The organism is Lysinibacillus sp. NPDC097214 (genome assembly GCF_050277945.1).
Classification (GTDB): domain Bacteria; phylum Bacillota; class Bacilli; order Bacillales_A; family Planococcaceae; genus Lysinibacillus; species Lysinibacillus xylanilyticus_B.
In genome coordinates, this window is sequence record NZ_JBNNSS010000006.1 from 290,761 (window position 1) to 316,363 (window position 25,603).

A 25,603-nucleotide genomic window follows, 5' to 3' on the forward strand; every position below is an offset into this window, starting at 1 on the left:
CTATTTCAGCGGATATTTGGACATCCGCTGAAAAAGTTAAACTATATCTGAAAAATACTGTACCGTTTTCATTGGTGCACCCATTTCTCGTAATGACCATGTGTTATCTAAATAAATATCTGCTAGCTTCTCATATTTGCCGCCGAATCTTTGTGCCCATTCGACTGCTACCACACTTTCATATAAATGCGCCATTTTCTCTGCGACCTTTTTTGCCTCGAACGTTTTCGTTGCATCATCTAAACGGCTAAATGTTTGCAAAGTTGAATCTAGTTTTGCTAATTGATCCACGACAATTTCGACTAATGGATTGTCAGTTAGTTTTTCTAGACGTTCCTCCATGACACGCACAAACATTTCGTGCACATGAAACTTATCAACTAAACGAATGAGCTCTAAAGCTAAAATATTCGCAGTCCCCTCCCACACAGTAAGTACCTGTGCATCTCTTAATAACCGTGGTGTAACAAAATCTTCAATATAGCCGTTTCCGCCATGTAATTCAATAGCTTCACTAGCATAATGTACAGCTTGCTCTGCCGTTTCTTTTTTCATGATCGCAATATACAAGCGATTCAAAATAATGTCCTCTTTATTCCCCTGTCCACTAGTTACTTTATCGTACAGCTGAATAAGGTCAAAAACCGTAGCAACTTCTACATGAAGTTTGGCAGCAAATTTCCCTAGTGTATCCTGAATCATAGGGTATTGCGTTAAAGGTTTACCAAAGGCATGACGATTTGTCACATAATGCTTCGCCTCTAAATAGCCGCGGCGCATAATGCCGATTGAAGCAACCGCATTGCAAATTCTTGATAAATTAAGCGCCTCCAACATATAGTAAATTCCTTTATTTGGATCACCTACAACATACGCTAGCGCACCATCAAATTCCACCTCACCAGAAGGTACTGCTCTAACACCAAGTTTATCCTTTAAACGCCGAACGCGCAGATTATTAACTGTGCCATCATCATTTCTCCATGGAACTGCAAACAATGTTAAACCCTTTGAGCCTGCCTGAGCCCCTTCCATGCGTGCCAATACCATGGTTACTCCACACATTCCTGCGTTAGATGCAAAATATTTCTCACCATATAAACGATACTGCTTGCCGTCCTTTCTTGCCTCCACAACATTCGCCCCAACATCAGAGCCACCTTGGCGCTCCGTTAAAAATGTTGCCCCCTCATAGAGCTCTGTCTCTCCTGTTGCACAAACGTGTGGTAAAAAGCGCTCCTTCACCTCATCACTCGCATAATGATCAAGTAAATAAGCAGTTGCCATCGTTAACGTAACAGGACAGTAAAAGCCTGGTTCAGCATGTGATAGTATATAGCCTTGAGCAAAGCTATACACATAGTTGCCCTTTCTACCTAGTTGCGGAATATCCTTATGCACATAGCCAACAATGCCGGTATTGTACGTCTCTTCAATTGTTTTCTTATAGCCATCATTGACCCAAATCTCAGACACTTCTTCACCATAAGCATTATATCTTTGTAATCGAGGTTCACCCTCTCTATCCGTATGCTTGGCTCTCACATCAATATCTCCTGCACAAAGCTCACCGAAATCTGTTAGCTCACGTGTTGCATATTCCACAAACTCTTTATCTAGCATCATTTCTAAAACTTTATGAAGTGTATCATTCTCTTTAAAAAAGTTCGTTGTTTTCATTTCTTTCTGCTGTAAAACTTTCATGCTATCTCACCTCTTGTCCCTTCAAAGTTTGTTTTAGTATTTTGCCCGATGCATTTCGTGGTAGCGCTTCCACACGTTCAAAAATGCGTGGGATTTTATATTTAGCAAGATGCTCCTCTAAATAAGCTTTAAGTCTGTTCTCGTCAATATCTGTTTTAGCAGCATAAACGGCCTTCACCGTTTCTCCCCACTCCGGATGCGGCACACCTATTACAGCAACTTCAAATATCCCCTCATAGCTCAACATACGATCTTCAATTTCTTTCGGATAAATATTCACACCACCTGAAAAAATGACATCCTTCTTACGATCGACAATCCAAATATAGCCGTCCTCATCTAAACGAGCTAAGTCACCTGTTTTTAGCCAACCATCTATAAATGCAGCCTTTGTTGCGATATCATCCTTGTAATAGCCCTGCATATTGCCCTCACCGAATATCACAATTTCTCCTACTTCACCAACACTGACATCTTCTCCATTGTCGTTGATAATACGCAGCTCCGCTCCAAGTGGTGCACGCCGCCCAACGCTCCCCGCTTTCGTTGCATGCTCTTCACCAAACAATATTGAACCGTTAGGACCAGCCTCTGTTAAGCCATAGACACAGGTTAAATTTTCTGTTCTGAAAGCTTTTTGTAAATGCTGGACTTCGTTTTGTGATAACGGTGCGCCACCATATGCCCACCACTTCATCGATGATAAATCAGCTGTTTGCAATCTTGGCAGTTGGGCAGTTAACAAATATGCAACAGGTGCCCCAAAGAAATGCGTTGTCCGCTCCTGCTCCATTGAATCAATCAATAAATCAGGTGTAAACGTTGACGTTAGCACATTTGTCGAGCCTACAAGTACCCCTGCCATTAAAAATAAATGTAATGGAGCTGAATGCGTCAACGGCATCATAAGAAGGATTCGGCTTTCTGGCTTTACTTCCATTTCCACTGCAATCATTTGCGCCACAGTTAATATATTGCGATAGCTAAACAACACACCCTTTGGTTTTCCCGTTGTACCCGATGTATATAAAATCGTTGAGACATCATCTTCAGTCAACTGGCAATCAATTGGTTGAGTGCTTGCATGTTCAATAAGTGTTTCATAGTTTAGCCAGCCACCCTGCTCTTGGCCCGTTTTGATTTTTAAAGGGACTACCGTAATGTTTTCGACTGCTGCAAAAATTGCCTCATGTACTAGAATAGCTTTAGCATCAGCATGCAGTGCCACATACTCAACCTCTTGCAGCGTAAATTTCGCATTAACTGGAACGACAATAGCCCCGATGCGCTGAATAGCAAAATAGCTAACAACAAACTCTACAACATTTGGCATAAAAATGATTACTTTATCGCCTTGTCGCACACCCTGCTCTACTAAAGCATGACTAAGACGTGTCACTTGCTCATCTAAATCACGATAAGTCACTCGTTGATCCTGACAAACAACCGCTTCACTCATAGGGTACTTTCGCGCATTACGCGCTAACAAATTCGAACTATTCATCATGTATCTCTCCCTTTAAAGTCGCTAATTTTTCTATAAACATGCCTTGTAATTGCTGTAACTCGTTTTTCATCTGTATCAGCTCTGCTATTTTGCCATTAACTTCTTGAATTTTTTGCTCCCCATATTCGACCGTACGCTCCAACTGCTGAATACCCGAGCGATCATAATCAAACAGCAATACCATTTCCTTAATCTCCTCAAGTGAAAAACCGTACCGCTTTCCTCGGAAAATAAGCTTAAGCTTCGCTAATTCTTTTTTTGAAAAGGTTCGTTGATTAGTAGATGATCGATTGGGATGAAGCAGCCCTAGCTCCTCATAATAGCGAATAGTCCGTGTCGAAACATTAAACTGCTTAGCCACTTCTTGAATCGTCTTCAATATCATCTCCCCTTTCCCATTTTTCATCAGTATATCATTGACGCTAACGTAAACATCAACAAGAAATATGAAATTTACAGAAAATTATCGATTTAAGAAGATGAATCGATTAGTTCAGTGATTTTATCCGGCACTTCGATGATTCTATCCACGACTTCTGCGGGGCTATCCACGACTTTGACTGTTCTATCCACGACTTTGGTTGTTCTATCCACGACTTTGGCGGGGCTATCCACGACTTTGACTGTTCTATCCACGACTTTGGCGGGGCTATCCACGACTTTGACTGTTCTATCCACGACTTTGGCTAATCTATCCGTCACTTTGACTGTTCTTTCCGTCGCGTCCGATTCTTTCCGTCACTTCGACAGTTCTTTCCGTCGCTTTGACGCTTCCTTCCGTCACTTCGACAGTTCTTTCCGTCGCTTCAAATTCCTTCCGTCGCTTCGACTGTTCTTTCCTTCACCCTGGCTACTTCTTCCGTCGCTTCGGACTCTTTCCGTAGCTCTGGCGGTTCTTTCCGTCGCTTCGGTTACTCTTTCCGTAGCTTTAACCACCCCAGCTTCTAAGACATAAAAAACCCCCGGCACATGATCGTGCCGGGGGCTAGAAAGATGATTATTACATTTTTTCTGGTGCTGATACGCCGATTAAGCGTAGTGCGTTGGCAATTGTTGTACGCACAGCAGTGATAAGGGCTAAGCGAGCTTCTGTTAGCTCTTTATTTGAAGCATCTAACACTTTTTCAGCGTTATAGAAGCTGTGGAATGCAGCTGCTGTTTCTTGAATATAGTTGGCGATACGGTGTGGTGTGCGGTGCTTCGCAGCATCTGCTACCACTTTCGGGAAGTCGCCCACTTTTTTCAGTAAATCGATTTCTTTTTCAGCAGTTAGCAGGCTTAAATGATCTGTTGTTGCAGCAAAGCCTTGCTCATTTGCTGAGCGTAAAATTGAAGAAATACGTGCATGCGCATATTGTGCGTAATACACTGGGTTTTCGTTTGATTGCGATACAGCAAGGTCAAGGTCAAAGTCCATGTGAGAATCGCCTGCAGTTTTCACGAAGAAGTAACGAACTGCATCTAAGCCAACTTCTTCTACAAGCTCACGCATTGTAACAGCGTTCCCTGTACGTTTAGACATTTTGAATTTCTCACCGTTTTTATAAAGTTGAACCATTTGGATGATTTCTACTTCAAGTGTATCACGGTCGTAACCAAGCGCCTGAATAGCAGCCTTCATACGTGGGATATAGCCGTGGTGATCAGCGCCCCAAATATTAATTAATTTATCGAAGCCACGTACAATTTTATCTTCATGATATGCGATATCTGGAGTCAGATATGTGAAAGAGCCATCATTTTTAATTAACACGCGGTCTTTATCATCGCCAAATGTTGTCGAACGGAACCAAGTCGCACCGTCTTCTTCAAATACATGGCCATTCGCTTTCAGTTTATCTAACGCTACTTCGATTTTGCCGTTTTCGTATAGTGAAGTTTCTGAATACCACACATTAAAGTTTACACGGAAGTTTGCAAGGTCTGTTTTTAACTTGGCTAATTCTAACGCTAAACCATGTTGACGGAAGAATGCAAAACGCTCTTCTTCAGCTTTTGATAAAATTGCATCGCCATGCTCGCCTGCTAGTTTACCAGCGATTTCAATAATATCTGAACCGTGGTAGCCATCCGCTGGCATTTCAGCATCCAATCCTAAAGCTTGCTTGTAACGCGCTTCAAGTGAATAAGCTAAGTTATTAATTTGGTTACCCGCATCGTTAATGTAGTACTCACGAGATACTTCATAACCTGCCATATCTAACACATTACATAATGAATCCCCTACAGAAGCTCCACGTGCATGACCTAAATGAAGATCACCTGTTGGATTTGCAGATACGAATTCAACTTGAACTTTTTCTCCTGCGCCAGCATTAGAACGGCCATAATCAGCACCTTGCTCAAGCACTGCTTTTACTACACCTGATAGGAATTCTTTACGCACAGTAATATTCATGAAGCCAGGGCCAGCAATATCGATTTTTTCAATATCTGTACCTGCTGTGTCAATATTTTCTAAAATAGCTTCTGCAATCGCACGAGGTGGTTTTTTTGCTAACTTCGTTAATTGCATAGCAATGTTTGTTGCATAGTCACCATTTGCTTTATCCTTCGGTGTTTCTAGGTGAATATTTAACTCTGTGCCAGCTTCGACTAAGCCAGATTTTTCAACAGCCTGCGCAATTGCCACTTTAATGGCTTGTTGTACTTGTTCTACTGCGTTCATCATTGTACCTCCGTAAATGTAATGTCTAATGTATAATTGCCAACGGATTGCCCACCCATTAGTAAATCGTACTGTACATGGAAATCTCCGCTTACTGCCTGCTTTGTAAACGTCATTTCTTTCGTGTCTATGACGAGTGGCATTGAACCTAATTCACTTTCATAATGACCCATTTGTTGTTCAATTATGTTAAGTGGTAGTCGCATTTTTACTGCTCCATTACGCATAATTAATGCCTGTTCATTGCCTAGCTTCATAGTTGTGCGGATGGTTTTATCCTCCTGCACCTCTTCATATTTCAAATAGATGCTTCCTGCTTTTTCAAGTAGCTGCCCTGTCAGCAACATTTCATAACCTTCAGATTCCCCATCAATTGGGCGAATCGTAGAAATGAGCTTAATGTTCACCTGCGATCTTGCTTCGTTCGCCATTATGGACGCTCCCTTTTAATGTTTTTACTATAACCTTTTTATTATAGGATGAATACTCATAATTTTTCAAGATAGAAGTAAGTATTCTATGCGATGTGGCAGTAATTTGTTCATAATGACTTATTATTTAAGGATTGACATAAATCTCCTGTAAATCTACAGTTATGTTAAAGAATTTGAATTTTCAATTATTTTATCGAAATGAGGGTTGCTGTATGTTAACACTTGAACAGATTCATGATGCTAAACGAAGAATTTCCTCTTATCTATTTGAAACACCTATTATTCAATTAAACGGGCTCGATGATCTTTTAGGATGTCACGTCTACATAAAAGCCGAGAATATGCAAAAGACAAACTCCTTTAAGCTTCGAGGGGCTCTTAATAAAATGCTTTCCTTACCACTAGAACAATTACAAAAAGGCGTAGTTGCTGCTTCCTCTGGCAATCATGGCAAGGGTGTCGCCTATGCTGCCAAGCTATTAAATTGTAAGGCAACAATTGTTCTGCCAAATTCAGCACCTAGCGTGAAAGTGGAAGGAATACGTGCATTAGGTGCAGAGGTTGTCCAGTGTAAGCTGGCGGAAAGACATTCCCTAACAGAAAAACTCAGTCGTGATTATGGCTATTGCAACATACATCCCTATGATGATTACGATATTATGGCAGGACAAGGAACAGCAGGTTTGGAAATAATGGCACAGCTTCCTGATGTCGATACTATTGTTGTTCCTGTTGGCGGTGGTGGATTAATTAGTGGCGTTGCAACTGCTGTCAAACCCATAGCCCCTCATATCAAAATAATCGGTGTGGAGCCTGCTGTTGTTTCACGTTATACAAAAAGCTTAGCAGCTGGGGAAAGATTGCTTTTAGCGGAACAAAAATCTTTGGCAGATGCCCTACGAACTTTACAGCCTGGTGAACGGAACTTTCCAATTGTTCAACAGCTTGTCGATGAGGTTGTAAGTGTAGATGAGGCTTTGATCCAACGTGGGATGAAAACCTTACTCTCCGAGGGTAAAATTATTGCAGAGCCCTCCTCCTCTATCGGAATTGGCGCTGCCCTGCAAGGAGCTTTACCTATTCGTAAAAACGAAAAAGTATGTTTCTTCATTTCAGGAGGTAATGTAGGATTAGAGGCTTTAATTTAAGGAGACTAGCCCAAAAAGGCATCCACTCAAATGAATGAGTAGATGCCTTTTTGACATGTCGTGTTCAAACGTAGCTCTCAGGATTTTCTAATTTCATTGCAGCCTTCTTAGGAAATAAAACTCTCCAGAAATAAATGGCTAGACCCATTAACACTAGACAATGAAAGACATAAATCGAAATAGCAAGAACCGTTGGCTCACTTTTATCGGTCATGAACGCAATAAAATCATGCGAAGCGTGCCAGATAATCGGAAACATAATACTTTTTGTCTTTGCAACAATTTCAGCACAAACTAATCCAAAGAGGAATGCGAAAGTTATTTGTAGTAATGTCATTAAAAGATCAGCACCGGAAAATACATTTGCAAGATGTCCAATACCAAACAAAATAGAGGAGCCTATAATAGCCGTTTTAAGCCCGTTTGCTGATAAATATTTGAAAATTAAGCCTCGAAAAATAAACTCTTCACAAAGACCAACGGCAATAACAAATAGAAGCAAAATAAGTACATATTGTGCAGAAAGACCATCTTGATCTGTAATACCATTAAAAAATGCAACCAGCTCAAAAACAACGATAACAACCATCCAAGCCTCTGCTTTAAATCTTCTAAACCCGAAATCTTTGAAAGAGAATTTACTTTTTTTCATGATCCAAAGAGTAACTAGTACACCAACTGCAAAGGCAATAAATTGAATCAAACGTATAGAGCTTAAGCTACTTATATTTTTGACAGATATAATTACACCAGCTATGAAAGGAAATACAATTGCAAGTAAAGTAAATAGTATCGATAAAAGAATAGGTGAATTTTTCATTTTCATTTATTTTCTCCATTCAATAATTTTAGTTTAACGCCTTCAAAAACATCTATTAAAATACCTTCAATTTCCGAGCTGTCTAAATCGCAAGTATTCGTCGCACACATTGTCGCAATACCATGCGCAGTTAACCATATATCGATAAATAAAGATCTAGCAGAGGTTTGAGTTAATCCCGTTAATTTAGAAATTAGCGCTATAATTCCTTGGTTTTCTACTTCATTTATTAAATCCGAAAAGCTTGAGATTTTATATTTATTCGATAGGAATAACAGTTCAAATAACTTTTTTTCCTCACGAGCAAAATTAATATAAGCTAACCCCATTCCTAAAAAAGAGCTTTCTTGCAAACCTTGAAACATTCTTTCGTTATAAAGATTGCCGGCTCTTTCATATATGGCATACTTTAAATCGTCCATGCTCGAGAATAATCGAAAAATAGGCTTTGTCGAACAACCTAACTCTTTTGCTAAATCCCTTGCATTAATACTATCAATGCCACTTTTTCTAGCCATTTCAAATGCACAATCCAATAAAATCTCCTCGGTAAACCGTTCTTTTGGTGCCAAGAAAATTCGCCTCCTCCCATTAGGTAACGATTGTTACCTATAATGTAACAGTATTTTCCTATTAATGTCAATAAGACATTCAAAAAATTCCAAAGAAATAAAAAAAGCTCACTTTGTAAATGAGCCTCCTTTTTCAATAGCTATTGTGATAAACAAAGGTATCCTTGGAATGATTATGTTAGTTAAGCTTTAAAAGCAAGCGGGGCTAAAAGTGAGCTCATTACACTTCCTCACTTTTAGCCCCACACTAATCAATTATGCCTCGGCATAATTGCGTCCGGGGGCTTTAGGCCAACACGATGTTGGTTACTCAGTCGTTGCCACAGGACGTGGTGTTCTTAGACTGAGTTCCTCTATTTCCACAGGTGTTTGGACACCAGCTGAAGAAGTTAAATAAATTGTTTTATCTAGCCAAGTACCAGTTCTCTTAGCGGATTCCATTAAACGTAACTCTCAGGCTACCCATTGTTTATGATTATCGCTCCCGCCTTATCTTTCTTTGTAAATAAAGCTCTCCAGAAATAAATTGCGAGCCCTATTAACACTATACACTGAAAGACATAAATAGAAACCGCAAGGACATTCGGCTCACTTTTATCAGTCAAGAAAGCTATAAAATCGTGCGTTGCGTGCCAGACAATCGGTAAAATAATACTTTTTGTCTTTGCTACAATTTCTGCACAAACTAGCCCAAAGAGGAATGCAAAAATAATTTGTAGTAATGTCATTAAAAAATCCTGACCGGAAGCTAAATTTGCAAGATGTCCAATACCAAACAAAATTGAGGAACCTAGAATAGCCACTTTAAGCCCTTTTGCTGATAAATATTTAAAAATTAGACCTCGGAAAATAAGCTCTTCACAAAAACCAACTGCAATAACAAATAGAAGTAAAATAAATACATACTGCGTAGAAAAACCATTATTATCTGTAATACCATTTAAGAATTGAACCAGCTCAATAACAACGATAACAGCCATCCACGCCTCTGCTTTAAACTTTCTGAATCCGAAATCTTGGAAAGAGAATTTACTTTTTTTCATGATCCAAAGAGTAACTAGAACACCAGCTACAGTGGAGATAAATTGAATCAAAAATATTGAGCTTGAGCTACTTATATTTTTGATTGTTATAATTGCCCCAGCTATAGCAGGAAAAACAAGTGCAAGCACAGTAAATAATATTGATAAAAGAATAGGTGAATTTTTCATTTTCATTTATTTCCTCCATTCAATAATTTTTGTTTAACTCCTTCAAAAACGTCTTCCGAGCTATCTAAATCGCAGGTATTCGTCGCACACATTGTCGCAATACCATGCGTTGTTAACCATATATCTATAAATAAAGATCTAGCAGAGGTTTGAGTTAATCCTGTTAATTTAGAAATAATAATCGAAATATAGGCTTTGTCGAACAACCTAACTCTTTTGCTAAATCCCTTGCATTCACACTATCAATGCCACTCTTCCTAACCATTTCAAAAGCACAATCCAATAAAATTTCCTCTTTAAATCGCTCTTTTGGTGCCAAAAAAATTTGCCTCTTCCCAATAGGTAACGTACGTTACCTATAATGTAAAATTTTTTTCGGCTACGTCAATAAGATATGTGAATCTAATCAAAAAGTTTCCAAAAAAAAATAAAAAAGCTCACTTTGTAAATGAGCTTTTTTCCCAAGAAAGCATAGTAACTCCCCATATCTATTGAACCCTGTAATGATTATGTTAGCCAAATACAAGCGGGGCTAAAAGTGAACTCTTATACCTCCCCACTTTTAAATTCCCCTCATTCCAAATTTAACAAATTCGAAATAATTTCTGCACTTCCTGGTGAAAACATAAATATCGAGAATGAAATACATAATAATCCTACAAATACAATACCAATTTTCTTCATTAACAAAGATTGCTTTTTCGTAAATAGTCCTTTAAATATCAAAAACAGCCCTACAAATAAGATTAAGAAATACCAAACTCCCATTAGCTCACCCCTTTTAAAAAAAGACGTTACAGGTTACGAAAAGTTCAACCGTCTTAAGGGCATTAAAGTTAAAAACAACACCGACAACTTAAATCATCCTAAATGATCTCGTTATTGCTTTCTTGTTTAATTTGATCAATTCTTTTTTTGCCCCAATCATACATCATCTCAACGATTGGTAATAACGTCATCCCTAGTTCAGTCATTGAATATTCGACTTTTGGAGGAACTTCTGGAAACACTTCTCTATGAACAATCCCATCTTCCATCAGTTCACGTAATTGGTTTGATAATATCTTATGAGATATTTTCGGGAAAAGTCTTTGAAGCTCACTGAAGCGATGTGGTCCTTCGACGCCTAAATGCCACAGAATAACAACCTTCCATTTACCGCTAATGATTGATAATGTAAGTTCTTTTTCACAATGATAATCATTATTTACTATTCTCTGTTTTATCTCTTCTCTTAATTTATCTGACATAGAGCTAACTGACTCCTTTTCTTGTAAGTAACTTTTAGTAACCTCCGCACCAAAAAGTGCACTCTTCACAATGTAGAAAACCGTAGTAAAATGAAGTTAGTCTTAAAGACAAATCTTAATCTATTTTTTCATCTAAATAAAACGATCTCATCTAAAGGAGAGAAAAACATGCAAACAATCGCAGGAAAAGTGGCGTTAATTACAGGAGCAGGACGTGGAATTGGACGCGCAACAGCAGTAGCTTTTGCGCAAGAAGGTATTCACGTAGGTCTTGTTGGACGTACGCTTGAAAATTTACAACAAGTAGCAGAGGAACTAAAACAATATGATGTGAAGGTAGCCATCGCTGCGGCAAATGTAGCGGATTTAGACTCTATTACTACAGCCGTTGAATCTATTCGAGGTGAGCTTGGCGCGATCGATATTTTAGTAAACAATGCTGGTATTTCAAAATTCGGTGGCTTCATGGACTTAACGCCTGAAGAATGGACAAATATTATCGATGTCAACGTAAAAGGTGTGTATTACACAACGCGCGCTGTATTACCAGAGATGATCGAGCGCAATACAGGCGATATCATTAATATTTCCTCTACAGCGGGTCAAAAAGGTGCACCAATTACAAGCGCATACTCGGCTTCAAAAGCTGCAGTTATTGGACTAAGTGAGTCATTAATGCTTGAAGTGCGTAAGAAAAATATTCGCGTTACAACATTAACACCAAGTACAGTTGCTACAGATATGGCTGTTGAACTAAACTTAACAGACGGCAATCCAGAAAAAGTAATGCAAGCAGAAGATTTAGCAGATTTAATGGTTGCACAACTAAAGCTGCACCCACGTGTTGTCTTAAAACATGCTGGACTTTGGTCAACGAATCCTTAATAGAACTATTTGAAAGATCAAGGCGCTATCCGATGTATGTTGGATGGCGCCTTTCTTTTTTAATAATATGCTCCTATGAGATTCATACAGTTTATGGCTACTTTCTCTAGGAATTGGATGAGCAAATAGTTTCTGTAGTTAGAGCTTAAAGTTACCCCCACTCACCTGCTTCTTTTCGAAGACCCTACTCATTTTATCCAGCTTACGCAAAAGGTTCTATCGCAGTACTTTACTAGCACCTTCTTCTAGCACCACAATTAAAGAGAATTATTTCCTTAAGTTCTAACTCATTATTCATTAAATGTATAGCCTCTTTTTTCGCCTTCGTTTTAATTATCGATCTATACCTTCCAACTATTAAAAAAATTTTTTAACTATAACTAACTTTTCGCAGTTGGAAAGACGTCCAATAATTAGTAATTAAACCATTTAAACAAAAGGAGAAATAATTATGAAAAAAACAACTAAAAAATCTTGGATGATTGTATCAGCACTAACAATAGGAATGGCTGTCTTCACACCACATCAAGCTGAGGCAACAATAGCAAAAACAACAAACGAAATAACTGTTAAAGCTGAGCAACAAATTAAAGGAACTATTAAAAGCGTTTACGGAGATAGCATCACAATTAAAGGAAAAGACGGAAAAAACTATTATATTGGAATTCAGAAATTTTCAGATGAGCAATTAGAAAAAATGAACTTAGTAGAAGGTCAGGAAATCTCTGTAGAAGGTAGCTTAGTACAAGATTATTCAGACTTCTATACGTTTGACGTATATAAAAAAAGCTTACCTAAAGAAATAACAAAAAAAGACCTAGCAAAATTAGAAAAGTTGTTTAATCAAACGAAGAAGTTAGAAAAAGAAGAGAAATATGATGAAGTAGAGAAAGTTAATCTTGAAATGGATAAAATCACAAAGCCATATATTTTAGCTAGCTGGGTACCTGTATCCTTTGAAGAGTTCATTGAAGAGTATGGATTTAGTGAAAAAAATATAGTTATTAAAGAAAAAGATAAAAAACAACTGAAAGATATTTATCAACAGTGGATAAAACTAGAGAAATCTGGTAAAGAGGAAAACGCACAAGAAAAATTTGATGAATTCCAAAAGGTTCTTCAACCTTACTTAGATGCTCTAAATCCACCGTTAACATTTGAAGAATACATCTCAGATTTGGAATTAAATATCCCGGTTGAAGCTATGCCAAAACTAAAAACTATATACGATGATGCTAAAAAAGCTGACAAAGATAAAAATGATCAATTATCTGAAAAGCTATGGGGTGAATTCGATGAAATGATTAATCCTTATTTTAAGCCACTTAGCTTTGAAGATTACTTGTCTGACTTTGATTTCGAAATCAAGGCAAATGATCAAAAAGAATTAAAAAAGCTTTATGAAGAAGCAACAGCTCTTGATAAAAAAGGTGACTATGAAAAATCTAATGCAAAATGGGACGCTATCGACAAAATTTTAAATCCATATTTTGAAGCAAATAAAGAAATACTAATCTCAGCTTCTAAAGTAACGATAAACGGTAAAGTTTATACTTCAAAACATTAATATATATTTCGGGGTTATCTCAAAAGTCATTAAACAATGATTTAGGGATTAACCCCTTTCTTATCTCCTTATAGAATCGTCCTAGACGCTCATTGTGGGTATTCTCTCGCCATATTTCTGTGGGATTACGGCATTCACATGTTACGATTCTAATGAATAATGGTATCCCCGTTAAAGCGATTGCCGAACGATTCGGAAATACTCCCGAGATGATCCATACAGTTTATGGACACGTTCTCTAGGAAATGGTGGTGCAAATGTCAAAGTTTAAAGAAAAATGGGGTTAGCTTATTGCTAAACCCCACTCTAACCGCTTCATATCAACATTTAGAAAACTCTACTTATTTTACCCAGCCCAAAATCATTTCTCTCAATAACTTTGAAGCTGTATTCGCTGTCATTTCTGATGTGTCGTAGATTGGTGCTACTTCAACTAGGTCAAAGCCCACTACATTGACGTTACTTCCTGCAATCGCATGAATTGACGCTAGTAATTCTTTTGATGTAATGCCTCCGCAATCCACTGTTCCTGTACCTGGTGCATGTGCCGGATCAAGTACATCTATATCAATCGTAACGTAAACATTGCGACCCGCTAAAGACGGTAATACCTCTTTTAATGGCTCTAGCACTTCGAATTTTGAAATGTGCATGCCATTTTCCTTCGCCCATTCGAATTCTTCTTTCATACCTGAACGAATACCAAATGAATATACATTTTTCGGTCCGATATGTTCAGCAATTTTGCGAATAGGTGTTGAGTGTGAAAGAGGCTCCCCTTCATATTCTACACGTAAGTCTGTATGTGCATCGAAGTGGATAATTGCTAAGTCATCATATTTTGCTGATACAGCTTTCATTACAGGCCACGATACTAAATGTTCGCCACCCATACCTACAGGGATTTTACCATCTGCTAAAAGCGTCTCGATATATTTTTCAATTTCATCTAACGAGCGCTGTGCGTTGCCGAATGGTAACGGAATATCACCCGCATCAAAATATTTCACTTCTTCTAACTCACGGTCTAAATATGGGCTATATTCTTCTAGACCAATAGATACTTCACGAATACGCTGCGGACCAAAACGTGAGCCCGGACGGTAACTAACTGTCCAGTCCATTGGCATACCATAAATGACCGCCTGAGCATCCTCATACGTAGGATGACTTTTTATAAAAACATTTCCCGAATAAGCTTCATCAAATCTCATTACTAGACCTCCACTTTTAGAAATTAATCCTATTACATTCATTTTCATCAGTTCATCACTGAATTGATTTCCGTTCTGACTGAGGGCGTCCAATCTCCCCTCCCATCATTTTTCCACATGAAATCTGTTTTATAACTTTCGATGATGAACCTTTCACCATTACTCTATTAAGGGCTTACAGGAATGTAATGAAACCTCTTTCCCTGTATCCTCGTATACATTATTGGAACGTCTAGCAGAATTCGATTAAAATCTACAATGTGCTATTCTTTTGTCGAAAGCTAGCATTTCAAACAGTACAAAAAAAGTATAGATGTTTTTGAATAAAGTGCAATAGTTTTTACCAATAATTTCGATTAAATATGAATGTTCAAACACATACTATACGCAAGTGTGAGAAAACGAGGTGAAGTCGGATGAAGAGAAAAAGCTATCAACGTAAGCAACAACGTTCAAAGCGTACACGTAAAGCACTTACCTATTTTGTTGCCTTTACATCCGCAATTGTAGTAGCATTTATAGCTTTACGCGTCTATATTCAAGTGGCTGGTGCCCCGCCTTTAACCGTACCTAAAGCCTCTATTTTCTTAGATGAAAATGAGAACCAAATTGGGGATCACTTTACGAATGAACGACGTTACTGGGTTAGTCTGGATGAGATGTCTCCCTATTTAAAGCAAGCAGTAGTAGCTGTTGAGGATAAAGATTTTTATAAGCATGGCGGTTTAGATTTTTCTCGTATCGCTGGTGCATTATTAGTTGACCTTAAGGCTGGAAGTAAGGTTCAAGGAGCTAGTACAATTACACAACAATATGCTCGGAATCTATATCTTTCACATGAGAAATCGTGGACACGAAAATTAAATGAAGCACTGTATGCTTATAGATTAGAAGTTTTTTATGATAAGGATGAAATACTAGAAGGTTACTTAAATACTGTTTACTACGGCCATGGCATGTACGGCGTAGAAGCTGCAAGTCGATTTTATTATGGAAAATCTGCAAAAGATTTAACACTTGCGGAAGCAGCAATGTTAACTGGGGTTCCAAAAGGGCCAAGTATTTACTCCCCTATTGTCAATATAGATAAGGCAACTAATCGTCAACACGTTATTTTAAAACTGATGACCGATCAAGGTGCTATTACGCAAGATGAAAAAACACGTGCAGAAAGTGAAAAGCTTGTCTTAAAGAATGATAGCTGGGTAGCCACAAAATCTGTAGCACCATTTTTCCTTGACGTAGCATGGCAAGAGGCTAGTGAAATTTTGAAATCAAAAAATCTCGACATTAGTGAGGGTGGCTGGACTATCCAAACAACTCTTAATCTAGAACACCAAAAGGCAGCGGAAGAAGCTGTAGCTAAACATATGCCTGCTGATGATCTTCAAACTGCTTTTGTTAGTATGAAATCCAAAACAGGTTCCGTTACAGCATTAGTTGGAGGTCGTGACTATGCTGCAAGTTCATTTAACAGAGTTACACAGGCAAAACGTCAGCCAGGTTCGACCATTAAACCTATTTTATATGCGGCAGCTTTAGAGAATGGTTATACACCATTAACATTTTTAAATGTAGGTGAGACAACTTTCACTTATGATCATGGACGGGCCACATATTCACCTAAAAATGTGAACGGTCAATTTGCAAACCATGATATGTCAATGGCACAAGCTATCGCTATTTCTGATAATATTTACGCTGTTAAAACTTTAGAGGAGATTGGATTTAAACCATTTCACGAAATGGCTGATCGCTTCAACGTGACTATCGGTGCGAAGGACAATTTATCCATGGCGCTTGGAACGACTGAAACAACATTATATGAAATGACGAATGCTTATAATATTTTAGCATCGCAAGGTAAAGAAACTACGCCTACTACTATCGTTACTATTAAAAATGCTAACGGCGATACTATCTACGAAAATAAAGAAGTTAGTAAAGATGCTGAAACAGTTCTCTCAAAAGAAAATACGTATATCTTAACAGAAATGATGACGGGTATTTTCGATCCAGTCTTTAGCGATTATTCTCCCGCTACAGGGATTAGCATTCGCTCTCGTATGACGCATACGTATGCAGCAAAATCTGGCTCTACTAATAGCGATCAGTGGCTGATTGGATTTACACCTAGCTTAACCGCTGGCGTATGGAACGGCTATGATCAAGGAAAAAATCTAACAGCAAAAGAAGATACTGCTGCTACTAAGCAAATTTGGATCGACTTTATGGAGACTGTTAATAAAGGAACAAAGAACGAGGATTTCAAAAAACCGAAAGATGTTAAAGGTGTGGTCGTCGATGTTGAGTCAGGTAAATTAGCGACAAAAGCCTGCCCTCAACAACGTCTCGTCTATATGGATGCTAAAGATGTACCAACTGAAAAATGTTCAAACTTTGATATTCTCGATACCAATACGTGGGGAGAATTCTGGAATATGCTCCCATTCAACATTTTTAAAAATTAACAAATCGCGCGGAACCTTTATCAGCGATAAACGTTTTATAAGCGAAGGCTCTCGACAAAGTAACAGACATATACGAAAAAGAAAAGCTTTCTCTTCCCCGGAGCCGTGTCCGTGGGAACAGAAAGCTTTTCTTATTTTTATGGCTCGCGAAGTAGATGAGCATCATGGGGCATTTGGCTTGGGTTTGGGTTGTTCAAATGCCGCATAGCGCTCATCACATTCGCAGAACCAAGTGTCCTAGCTTACTAAAATGTAAGCTCTTTATCAAGTTTACTTTGTTTCAAACCCACTTTCAACCTTATATGAAAGCGATTATAAAATGTCACAGATTGTTCAATCATTGTAGGTCTATTAAACAAATAAATCTTGACGCAATTGCTCCTCACTACGTGCCCATAAATCCGGATTGAGCTCTTCTAGGAAAGAAGCTAACACTTTTTTAGACGGTGCATCCATATGTTCTACAATAATATGACGCTTCATAGATTTATCCATTTTATTCACATGATCAGCTAAAACTTTATAGCCACGACGTTTTTCTCGATTAACTACCATTTCACACGCAGTTACACCTGCATAGTAAGGTCCATCCGCTTTATGGTCGATTGTCACCCATACTAGCCAATACGCTTTCCCACCTTCTGAATCAGCGCGATCTGTCGTAAACTTAATACCTCGTTCCACATCACTGCGAGCATGCATAGCACCGATTTCAACCGATGCCGTCCCCTCTTCTATATCGATAATGACTGGCGATACGTTTTCAAGCGAAAGCGAACCGATACCAAATCCCTTATGTCCGTCTGTTGGGTCATTTTTAATAATAGTAAAGCCCATTTTTTGTTTTGGTTTTTCTTCATTTGCCATACTTTAACTACCTCCATTCTGCTATTATAAAAGTAAAGCATAGTTATGCGCATTAGCGTCGTAATAAAACACGACACTGGCATGGCGCAAAAAGAAGTATATACTTTCTTATAAACTAACTATACAACATTATTCAATAAAGGAGGCAATATTATGCCATACGTAACAGTGAAAATGCTTGAAGGTCGTACAGAAGAACAAAAACGTGCACTCGTAAAAGAAGTAACAGAAGCCGTTTCTCGTACAGTGAATGCGCCACCAGAAAATGTAACAGTCTTCATCGAAGAAATGTCTAAAAACCATTACGGTGTTGCAGGCGTACGCTTCAGCGATAAATAAAGATAAGAACGGGTAGAGCACATAAAGCTCTACCCATTTTTAACGTCTATAGCCTTCTAGTGCATTGCAGTGTTTAGAAGGCTGTCATTGCCCTTGTTACGGCGTTTTCTCGGTTCTGGCTACGGAATAGCCCGCTTCCAGCGAAACTGCTCTGTTGTACCGGCAACTCGTAATTTCAATACTAGGATGTGATTTATGAAATGAATAAATTTAAACTGCCACTACTCATTTGTATGCTCATCGTTGGCCTCTTACTTATTTTTATTAACCCCATTCAACATGCAATTATCGCCCATTTGAGTAAGCAATTAAATACGGCTGATTACAGTGCTGAGGAGATGGCAAAAAACAAAAATGCAGATGCTGATTTTGAATTTGAAGCCGTTCAATCCCTTTCCATAGCGGAAGTTTTAAAAGCCCAGACAACCGCCAATAAAATGCCTGTCATCGGTAGTATCGCAGTCCCTAGTGTGGAGATGAAACTTCCTATCGTTAAAGGTGTTGGGAACGCCTCTCTTGCCGTTGGAGCAGGCACGATGAAGCCTAATCAAAAACTTGGACAAGGAAACTACGCATTAGCAGGTCATTATTTTGAGGAAAAAGATATTTTATTTGGTCCCTTATACAAAGCTAGCATAGGAGCTACGATTTATTTAACGGATTTAACGAATATTTATGAATACAAAATAACAACTAAGGAAATCATCGCTGCAACGGATGTTTATGTTATTGATGATATCCCTGATAAAACCCTTTTAACTCTCGTTACATGCGCTGATGAGGGTACGAAACGACTTGCCGTTCAGGCAGAATTTGTCGAGCACTATCCATTCGACAAAGCACCTGCAAAACTATCAGAAACCTTCTAGCAAAAGAAAAACCCCAAGATTTTTACGATCTTGGGGTTTTCTTATTGAAAATTATTTTACTTCTGTATTGCGACGACGCAATAAGAATAATGCGCCTAGAACAAGAGCTACACCAATTAGTGTAAGAGCTGTTTGGTTTGCTCCATTTGTTTGTGGCAGTTTGCCTTGCGCATTTAATTGCGCTTCCAGTTCTTTAGCATCCGCTTTGATTTTATCAATATCAAGATATTTCTCAACTTCTGCCTGTTCCTCTTTAGATAATTCGTTGTATTTATCGAGGAAATCCTTATATTCATCTAATGTATCTTTATCTGTTGTAGAAGGATTGTATGGATTTAATTCTTTTCCTTGATCAATGACTTCTTCTACAGTTGGTTTTTCAGGGTTTGTTGGATCCGTTTGGTTACCTGAACCACCTGGAGTTGTTGGATGAACTGGCTTCCCTGGCTCTGGTGTTGGTTTTTCTGGTTTAACCGGCTTCTCTGGATCTGGAGTCGGTTTTTCTGGATTAACTGGTTTTTCCGGATCTGGTTTTGGTTTTTCTGGATCCACTGGTTTTTCTGGATCTGGGTCAACTGGTTTTCCTGGATCAACCGGTTTCCCTGGATCTGGATCTGGGTCAGGCGTCCAGCCACCGCCTCCTCCGCCGCCACCTGTTGATAAAGGTGGTTTTACTAATGCAGAGCAGTCAATTACATTAATTTCATCTAATCGCACATCGCCTTCGTACACAAGGTATTTACCTGGCTCAACTGTATAAGGGATTGTTGCTATCCCATTTTCATTTGTTTTACCAGTGGCAATAGTATTGTTATTTAAGTCTTTAATCGTAAATTCTACATTTGGACGATTTGCACCGTACTTATCTTGAATTGTTAATGTGAAGATTGGACAAGCGTTTGTCGGTGTTACAGAAATTTCTATAGGTTTAACAGTACATGGTCCATCTTCTTTTTCAGATATAGTAAATGAAATTGCTTCATCTGTAGGTAAATATCCTGTTGGTACTTTCACTTGAACAAGTTGATATTCACCAGGTGGTAATTTCGGTACGATGATTTTACCGTCTGAATCTGATTTTACACTTGCAACGACTGTAGTACCATCTTCATCAATCACTTTATATTCAGAAGAGGCTTTCACATCTTGATCGCCATCTTTATTGATGAAAGTCACTTCACATGTATTTGGTGTATGTGGAATTGGAGTTGGCACTGCCTGACATTCGTCTCCTGACTTATTAGTTACAGTAAAATCAACATCCTCTGCCTTTTCAAACCCTGCAGGTGCATTAGTTTGAACAAGAGTATAGTCACCAGGATTTAATTTAGGTAGAGTAACTTTACCATTTTCATCAGACTTAACTTCTTGAATAACAACTACTTCCGGATTATCTTTTTCTACTACTTGATAAGTTGATTCTGATTTAATCTCCTTGTCGTCAAAAGTAGTAACAAAAATAACTTCACACGTATTTGGTGTGTGTATTATTTTAATTGGTTCAACTGAGCAATCTCCCGAAGTTTTTTCAGTAACTACGAACTTTTGGTCCGCTGCTTTTTCAAATCCGTTAGGCTTCTCAGTTTGTACAAGTGTATATTCACCTGGAGGTAATGATGGGACAGTTACTTTACCTTCTTCATTAGAAGTAATACCTGTTATTACATCGTTACCATCTTCATCAACTACTTTGTAAGTAGCAGGATTTGTAATTGTGCTTTCACGATCTTTATTCACATTAATGAAAATTACCTCACAAGTGTTAGGAATTTTTTTATGTGGAATTTCTTTCGGAGCAGCAGAGCAATCTGTTGGATTTACAGTAAATTCAACCGTTTTGTCTCCTCCAAAGTTTGGATCGTCTTGACTATAATAACCTTCAGGACCTTCAATTTGAATTAATTGATAATCTCCTGCTGGCAATAAAGGCGTTGTAATTTTCCCACCATTCGAAGTGATTTCAGGGATAATTACTATTTTTTCATTTTCATTTATAACTTTTACAATTTGGTATTTACTGCTTGCTTCAATAACTTCATTAGTCTCTTCATCTGTATTGATAAACGTTACTTCACATGCTTTAGCCTTATCAATTGTGTTTTTAACTTTCACAACTGAGTATTGACCGTCTTTATCACTTTTAAATGTCACTTTTAGTTTCTTTGAATTAAGTTGATATCCTTCTGGAGCTTTAACTTCTTCTAATTGATAGTTCAAAGAAATATAGGAATTTTTAGTTACTATTTCTCCATTGTCATTAGTGACTAACCCTTTTTCTAATAAAACAGTTCCATTAGCATTCCATAAGTTAAATTCTGCTCCTGCTAAAGGTGCATTTGTTTCACTATCAACTTTTAAAATCTTTAATGGTTGTTTTTTCAGTGCAGCCGCTCCTCCAGAAGCTCCCCACTGAACTTGAAACTTTTCATTATCCTCACTATCAATTGCTTGTTTGCCTTCTCCAGCAAACTTCGCCTGATTACTAATGTATTCCCCATGGGCTTCGTTAATATATGAAGAATACTTTAATACATATTTAGAATTAATAGTATTGTCAAATACTAATGAAAAATTCTTTTCGTTGATTGTTAATGTAGCAATCTTTTCTCCGTCATTATCAATCGAGTACACATTATCTGAGCCCTCATTTAGAGTAATATTTAAAGGTTTCTCGCTCCAACTTTTACCTTCATCTGCAGATATCTCTTCAGATAACTCAAATGTATCTGGTAAATATTTTTGATCCCCCGTTAGCTCATCTGTTAAAGTAGGATTTCCGATTAACGACGATCTACTCGCATTCATCACAACTTTCCACTTAGCTAAATCACCATTTTGCTTACCTGTTTTATCAAGGAATTCTCCCCCATGATCAGGTTCAACTGTATACTCTCGATCAAAGTATTCCTTTGTTGCTCCATCTCCAGTTAATTTTGCATGATTGGAATATAGCTTATCAATTGTTTCTCCTTCTAAATCTAACGTTGTTTTATACGTTATTCGATAAGCATCTTTCATGTTTGGTGAAGCAGAATCTGTTTCTTTAACTAAATCACCTAACTTTAATTTAAAGCTGAATGAATCACCATCTATAGGTAATACTAGAGCACTGGCGTTATATAAATCTTCACCTATTGGTCTAACAGTTGTGTCATTAATTATTTCTAATTTTTGCACTTCAAATGAATCTTTAACCAACTTTTGATTACCTGTAAATGAATCTTCTAATATTGCATTAGTGATTGTTTGATAGTTGTAGTTAACGTCAACTGCCCAAGTAATCTCTCTAGTGTATTTATTGTATACTCCAGTTTTCTTACCATTGTTCTCTGTATATTCAGTTGGTTTCACAGATGCTTCTTGTTCTTTAACATTATTTAAACCATCCGCTTTAATAGTAGCTTTATTCACATAACCTTTTATTGAATCTGGCAGAGGTTTGGTTGAATCATATGAAGTAGTATACTGAATTATTTTTTCTTCAGTTAATTTGTTAAATGTAAGTTTAAAACCATTATTAGTTGTTGCATTATCTTTTGCGTTTGTCACATCTAAGTATTTGCCATCAGATTGCTTAAATTCAATTTTGTCGGCACCCGCATTTTTTAATTCAGAAAGTTTTAATGTAAGGTTTTGGCCATCAAAATCATCTGTCACAACAACATTTTTCATATTTTGGTTATCTGTATTGATTTTTAATTCCCATGTAATGTTTTTAGCTTTGTAATCCGTACCTATTACACTTTTCTTAAAAATTCCTTGCTGTACCCAAGTTGAAGCAGAAGCACCTAGCTCTGTGTTAGATATATGAACATTATTAGAAAAACTCTTCCACTCTTCTGATACACGTTCATCTAATTTCGTACTATACGTAATTAAATATGCTTCTGCATCATCCGGCCCTTTAAACACTACCTCATTTTTGTCAGTTGATTCTACGCTATAATTTGAGTCACCCTTAACATCCGATACCACTGTAGCATTGCCATCTGAGTCTACACTCATTTTTTCCCATGAAATTACCTCATGAAATTTGTGACCTTCTCCTATAGTATCTGTAAACCAAGTTGTGCCTCGCTTAGCTTGATCATAATTATATTTCACTTGCCAAGTTAATAATTTTTCCTTTGCATCATATGATACAAATTGTTTTTCAATAGGTTTGTTAAAGCTTACTTTTATCGAATTAGAAGTAAGTTGTTCAACCTGTTCATTATTTGCTGTCACTGAAATTTTATTGAAAAAACTTGGATCAGTTTCAGTTTCTAATTTTGATTTATCAATAATTGTTGTAAATGTAACACGTATCGGAGTTGTGATCTCACCGAGATTAATTTGGAAGTTACTCTCAGAGTCTACATTAATGTTTGATGGATCGACACTCTTTTCGTCTAATGGCGTTCCAGCTGTACCATCTAAGTTCACCGGTAAAATAGACCATTTTACAGAAGTTGGATCTACTTGTAATGCAGCATTATTTAAGACATCCTCTAACACAACATTTGTTAAATGCTTTCCTTCTTTGTTGAAGTCAACAGTCCACTCAATATGCGTTGAATTACGAGTTGATTCTTGATCCCCTCTGAAAGCTTTACCTGTTTTCGAACCTGTTACGTTCGAAGGTTTAAAATCTACTGGTATATTTGTAATTATCGTGTCTTGCCATTTGAATATTAATTCTTGAGATGTGGAATTCTCCATGTTATTTACATCAAATCCACCACCAACCCAAAAAGTTCCAGGTATTGAGCCATTTTCATCTAATGTGTTTAATAACATGAGTATCTCGACGTCATCTGTAATAGTAAAAGTAACATTACCATTAGAATCAATAATATAAGTACCTACTCCCCCACTAAGTGGTTTTGGAGTTGTTGATACATCAAAGCCTTTCATCTGCTGAGGCAATGTAAAAGTAAAAGTATCTCCAGCCGCATAGCCCTCAGTTCGATATGGTAAATTCCATCTCATAAAAATAAAAGCTTCACTATCTACATCAACATTACTCTTTAGTTCATTCCCCATCGGACGGTAATCTGTAATTACTCCGTTTTCATGAATAGCTTCTGGGGCTTTGTCATAAATTTTCACAGTATCCTGATTAATAATATTGACATTAATTTGAGCTGGCTCTCTATCTGGTATAGGCCCCTCTGGTACATTTGAAGTCTCTTCTTGAGGTTCGTCTTCTACTACTTCTTGTTCCTCTTCTTTAGTACCCTCAGTTGTAGTGGGATCACTTTCTGTTTCTTCTGTTTTTCCCTCATTAATAACTTCTTTATCACCTTCTGATGGTGCAGCTGGTTCAGATGTAACTTCTTTTCCTTCTGTTTCCTCACTACCATTTTCTTTTTCAGGAAGGTCTTGTACTTCAGGGGTTTCTGATGCATCAACGCCAGCATTATCATCTACTATTGCATCTGTTGCTCCATCTGAATCTGTTGCTCCATCTGAATCTGTTACTCCATCTTCAGAACTAGCTACCCTACTAAATTCATTGCTAGAACCCACGTCATTCGCAAACACTGAAATCGGCGATAGTACTGTTTGGAATACGAGTAGCGTTAAGATTATTGCTATGTTTAACTTTTTAAATTTTTGCATGTTTCTCTCCTTTTCTAAGTTCAGAAAGCTACCTGTTGGTATTTGCTGACGACGTTGCATCTTTCGTCATGGAAAAGTATGCCGCAAACAATAGGTTGTTCCCTCTTTCCTTCTATTCACTTGTCGTCTATATGAATACACTCAAATAAATACTCACGAATAGGCACTCACGATGACTTATGTATGTACGATGTACAATCAGAATATATCCATAGTGCTTTTGTGACACCTTTAATAATAGGTTTCACCCCATTAGGGTTTAAGACTCATAGTAAAAGATAATACTAAACAAATTCTAAACAATCCAGGACTTTTTATTTATAATATTCTAAAAACTTCTATATAGTTTCCACTTTTTTCATCTTTATACAACAACAAAAAAACAGCGAAAATAACTCATATAGAGTACTTTCACTGTTTTTCACTATAGGTATGTCGGAATACTATTAATTCCATTTATTTTTTATACACAC

22 protein-coding genes and 1 pseudogene are annotated in these 25,603 nt (G+C 37.6%); 8 read left to right on the top strand and 15 right to left on the bottom strand.

What is annotated here, in order from left to right:
• Nucleotides 1-36 precede the first annotated feature (36 nt).
• The 6 genes from ACQKMI_RS15970 to ACQKMI_RS15995 form a co-directional block, all read right to left on the bottom strand.
• Complete coding sequence (locus tag ACQKMI_RS15970; protein WP_427490479.1) at nt 37-1,704, bottom strand: acyl-CoA dehydrogenase family protein; 1,668 nt, start codon at nt 1,702-1,704, stop codon at nt 37-39.
• Between the two features lies 1 nt (nt 1,705).
• On the bottom strand, nt 1,706-3,208 hold the full coding sequence (locus ACQKMI_RS15975; protein WP_427490481.1) for a class I adenylate-forming enzyme family protein: 1,503 nt from the start codon (nt 3,206-3,208) through the stop codon (nt 1,706-1,708).
• Complete coding sequence (locus tag ACQKMI_RS15980) at nt 3,201-3,590, bottom strand: MerR family transcriptional regulator (RefSeq protein ID WP_427490483.1); 390 nt, start codon at nt 3,588-3,590, stop codon at nt 3,201-3,203. The genes ACQKMI_RS15975 and ACQKMI_RS15980 overlap by 8 nt, the downstream gene beginning before the upstream one ends.
• A gap of 92 nt (nt 3,591-3,682) precedes the next feature.
• On the bottom strand, nt 3,683-3,913 hold the full coding sequence (locus ACQKMI_RS15985) for a hypothetical protein (protein WP_427490485.1): 231 nt from the start codon (nt 3,911-3,913) through the stop codon (nt 3,683-3,685).
• A 298-nt stretch (nt 3,914-4,211) separates the two neighbouring features.
• Nucleotides 4,212-5,879 carry an arginine--tRNA ligase gene (gene argS, locus ACQKMI_RS15990; protein WP_427490487.1) on the bottom strand — a complete coding sequence of 556 codons (1,668 nt, stop codon included), beginning with the start codon at nt 5,877-5,879 and terminating at the stop codon, nt 4,212-4,214.
• Nucleotides 5,879-6,310 carry a DUF1934 domain-containing protein gene (locus tag ACQKMI_RS15995; RefSeq protein WP_427490489.1) on the bottom strand — a complete coding sequence of 144 codons (432 nt, stop codon included), beginning with the start codon at nt 6,308-6,310 and terminating at the stop codon, nt 5,879-5,881. Before ACQKMI_RS15995 ends, argS begins: the two co-directional genes overlap by 1 nt.
• A 215-nt stretch (nt 6,311-6,525) precedes the next feature.
• Between ACQKMI_RS15995 and ACQKMI_RS16000 the strand changes: the two genes are divergently transcribed.
• Nucleotides 6,526-7,461 carry a threonine ammonia-lyase gene (locus tag ACQKMI_RS16000; RefSeq protein ID WP_427490491.1) on the top strand — a complete coding sequence of 312 codons (936 nt, stop codon included), beginning with the start codon at nt 6,526-6,528 and terminating at the stop codon, nt 7,459-7,461.
• 64 nt (nt 7,462-7,525) lie between these two features.
• Here the strand turns inward: ACQKMI_RS16000 and ACQKMI_RS16005 are convergent, their stop codons facing one another.
• Together ACQKMI_RS16005 and ACQKMI_RS16010 are read right to left on the bottom strand one after the other, a co-directional pair.
• Entirely contained in the window at nt 7,526-8,287 is a 762-nt protein-coding gene (locus tag ACQKMI_RS16005) for a CPBP family intramembrane glutamic endopeptidase (protein WP_427490493.1), read from the bottom strand.
• On the bottom strand, nt 8,284-8,853 hold the full coding sequence (locus ACQKMI_RS16010; protein WP_427490495.1) for a TetR/AcrR family transcriptional regulator: 570 nt from the start codon (nt 8,851-8,853) through the stop codon (nt 8,284-8,286). The genes ACQKMI_RS16005 and ACQKMI_RS16010 overlap by 4 nt, the downstream gene beginning before the upstream one ends.
• Nucleotides 8,854-9,124: 271 nt before the next feature.
• On the opposite strand from ACQKMI_RS16010, the gene ACQKMI_RS16015 reads away from it, so the two are divergent.
• Nucleotides 9,125-9,250 carry a hypothetical protein gene (locus ACQKMI_RS16015; RefSeq protein ID WP_427490497.1) on the top strand — a complete coding sequence of 42 codons (126 nt, stop codon included), beginning with the start codon at nt 9,125-9,127 and terminating at the stop codon, nt 9,248-9,250.
• Nucleotides 9,251-9,311: 61 nt separating this feature from the next.
• Here ACQKMI_RS16015 and ACQKMI_RS16020 read toward each other — a convergent pair whose 3' ends face one another.
• The 4 genes from ACQKMI_RS16020 to ACQKMI_RS16035 form a co-directional block, all read right to left on the bottom strand.
• Entirely contained in the window at nt 9,312-10,070 is a 759-nt protein-coding gene (locus ACQKMI_RS16020) for a CPBP family intramembrane glutamic endopeptidase (RefSeq protein ID WP_427490499.1), read from the bottom strand.
• Nucleotides 10,071-10,227: 157 nt separating this feature from the next.
• On the bottom strand, nt 10,228-10,383 hold the full coding sequence (locus tag ACQKMI_RS16025; protein WP_427490501.1) for a hypothetical protein: 156 nt from the start codon (nt 10,381-10,383) through the stop codon (nt 10,228-10,230).
• 254 nt (nt 10,384-10,637) lie between these two features.
• Entirely contained in the window at nt 10,638-10,832 is a 195-nt protein-coding gene (locus ACQKMI_RS16030) for a hypothetical protein (RefSeq protein ID WP_400725628.1), read from the bottom strand.
• A 98-nt stretch (nt 10,833-10,930) separates the two neighbouring features.
• The gene (locus tag ACQKMI_RS16035) at nt 10,931-11,314 is read right to left on the bottom strand and encodes a winged helix-turn-helix transcriptional regulator (RefSeq protein WP_427415396.1); all 384 of its coding nucleotides are present in this window, start codon (nt 11,312-11,314) and stop codon (nt 10,931-10,933) included.
• A 168-nt stretch (nt 11,315-11,482) separates the two neighbouring features.
• On the opposite strand from ACQKMI_RS16035, the gene ACQKMI_RS16040 reads away from it, so the two are divergent.
• The 3 genes and pseudogenes from ACQKMI_RS16040 to ACQKMI_RS16050 form a co-directional block, all read left to right on the top strand.
• Nucleotides 11,483-12,199 (top strand): 3-ketoacyl-ACP reductase, encoded by a 717-nt coding sequence (locus ACQKMI_RS16040; protein ID WP_427490503.1) that lies wholly within the window; start codon nt 11,483-11,485, stop codon nt 12,197-12,199.
• 451 nt (nt 12,200-12,650) lie between these two features.
• A complete protein-coding gene (locus ACQKMI_RS16045; RefSeq protein WP_427490505.1) occupies nt 12,651-13,766 on the top strand; it encodes a hypothetical protein in 1,116 nt (371 codons plus the stop codon).
• Nucleotides 13,767-13,888: 122 nt separating this feature from the next.
• Nucleotides 13,889-14,005, top strand: a pseudogene (locus tag ACQKMI_RS16050) (tyrosine-type recombinase/integrase); the annotation flags it as partial.
• A 102-nt stretch (nt 14,006-14,107) separates the two neighbouring features.
• Here the strand turns inward: ACQKMI_RS16050 and speB are convergent.
• Nucleotides 14,108-14,980 carry an agmatinase gene (gene speB, locus ACQKMI_RS16055; protein WP_427490507.1) on the bottom strand — a complete coding sequence of 291 codons (873 nt, stop codon included), beginning with the start codon at nt 14,978-14,980 and terminating at the stop codon, nt 14,108-14,110.
• A 416-nt stretch (nt 14,981-15,396) separates the two neighbouring features.
• Here speB and ACQKMI_RS16060 point away from each other — a divergent pair, with 416 nt between their 5' ends.
• Nucleotides 15,397-17,451: a PBP1A family penicillin-binding protein gene (locus tag ACQKMI_RS16060; protein WP_323648778.1), complete on the top strand. Its 2,055-nt coding sequence runs from the start codon at nt 15,397-15,399 to the stop codon at nt 17,449-17,451.
• 351 nt (nt 17,452-17,802) lie between these two features.
• Here the strand turns inward: ACQKMI_RS16060 and ACQKMI_RS16065 are convergent, their stop codons facing one another.
• Nucleotides 17,803-18,318: a YwhD family protein gene (locus tag ACQKMI_RS16065; protein WP_427490509.1), complete on the bottom strand. Its 516-nt coding sequence runs from the start codon at nt 18,316-18,318 to the stop codon at nt 17,803-17,805.
• Between the two features lie 153 nt (nt 18,319-18,471).
• Here ACQKMI_RS16065 and ACQKMI_RS16070 point away from each other — a divergent pair, with 153 nt between their 5' ends.
• Entirely contained in the window at nt 18,472-18,657 is a 186-nt protein-coding gene (locus ACQKMI_RS16070; protein WP_053484500.1) for a 2-hydroxymuconate tautomerase, read from the top strand.
• A gap of 200 nt (nt 18,658-18,857) precedes the next feature.
• The gene (locus ACQKMI_RS16075; protein ID WP_427490511.1) at nt 18,858-19,526 is read left to right on the top strand and encodes a class A sortase; all 669 of its coding nucleotides are present in this window, start codon (nt 18,858-18,860) and stop codon (nt 19,524-19,526) included.
• Nucleotides 19,527-19,577: 51 nt separating this feature from the next.
• On the opposite strand, the gene ACQKMI_RS16080 is transcribed toward ACQKMI_RS16075, so the two are convergent.
• A complete protein-coding gene (locus ACQKMI_RS16080; protein ID WP_427490513.1) occupies nt 19,578-25,130 on the bottom strand; it encodes a SpaA isopeptide-forming pilin-related protein in 5,553 nt (1,850 codons plus the stop codon).
• Nucleotides 25,131-25,603 lie beyond the last annotated feature (473 nt).

Bases quoted from the DNA above. Each gene is read 5' to 3' on its own strand.
- ACQKMI_RS16000 (WP_427490491.1), top strand. From the start codon at position 6,526: ATGTTAACACTTGAACAGATTCATGATGCTAAACGAAGAATTTCCTCT.
- ACQKMI_RS16060 (WP_323648778.1), top strand. From the start codon at position 15,397: ATGAAGAGAAAAAGCTATCAACGTAAGCAACAACGTTCAAAGCGTACA.
- ACQKMI_RS16065 (WP_427490509.1), bottom strand. From the start codon at position 18,318: ATGGCAAATGAAGAAAAACCAAAACAAAAAATGGGCTTTACTATTATT.
- ACQKMI_RS16040 (WP_427490503.1), top strand. From the start codon at position 11,483: ATGCAAACAATCGCAGGAAAAGTGGCGTTAATTACAGGAGCAGGACGT.
- ACQKMI_RS16005 (WP_427490493.1), bottom strand. From the start codon at position 8,287: ATGAAAATGAAAAATTCACCTATTCTTTTATCGATACTATTTACTTTA.
- speB (WP_427490507.1), bottom strand. From the start codon at position 14,980: ATGAGATTTGATGAAGCTTATTCGGGAAATGTTTTTATAAAAAGTCAT.
- ACQKMI_RS15995 (WP_427490489.1), bottom strand. From the start codon at position 6,310: ATGGCGAACGAAGCAAGATCGCAGGTGAACATTAAGCTCATTTCTACG.
- ACQKMI_RS16045 (WP_427490505.1), top strand. From the start codon at position 12,651: ATGAAAAAAACAACTAAAAAATCTTGGATGATTGTATCAGCACTAACA.
- ACQKMI_RS16070 (WP_053484500.1), top strand. From the start codon at position 18,472: ATGCCATACGTAACAGTGAAAATGCTTGAAGGTCGTACAGAAGAACAA.
- ACQKMI_RS16020 (WP_427490499.1), bottom strand. From the start codon at position 10,070: ATGAAAATGAAAAATTCACCTATTCTTTTATCAATATTATTTACTGTG.
- ACQKMI_RS15970 (WP_427490479.1), bottom strand. From the start codon at position 1,704: ATGAAAGTTTTACAGCAGAAAGAAATGAAAACAACGAACTTTTTTAAA.
- ACQKMI_RS15975 (WP_427490481.1), bottom strand. From the start codon at position 3,208: ATGAATAGTTCGAATTTGTTAGCGCGTAATGCGCGAAAGTACCCTATG.
- ACQKMI_RS16075 (WP_427490511.1), top strand. From the start codon at position 18,858: ATGAATAAATTTAAACTGCCACTACTCATTTGTATGCTCATCGTTGGC.
- ACQKMI_RS16035 (WP_427415396.1), bottom strand. From the start codon at position 11,314: ATGTCAGATAAATTAAGAGAAGAGATAAAACAGAGAATAGTAAATAAT.
- ACQKMI_RS16030 (WP_400725628.1), bottom strand. From the start codon at position 10,832: ATGGGAGTTTGGTATTTCTTAATCTTATTTGTAGGGCTGTTTTTGATA.
- ACQKMI_RS16080 (WP_427490513.1), bottom strand. From the start codon at position 25,130: ATGCAAAAATTTAAAAAGTTAAACATAGCAATAATCTTAACGCTACTC.
- argS (WP_427490487.1), bottom strand. From the start codon at position 5,879: ATGAACGCAGTAGAACAAGTACAACAAGCCATTAAAGTGGCAATTGCG.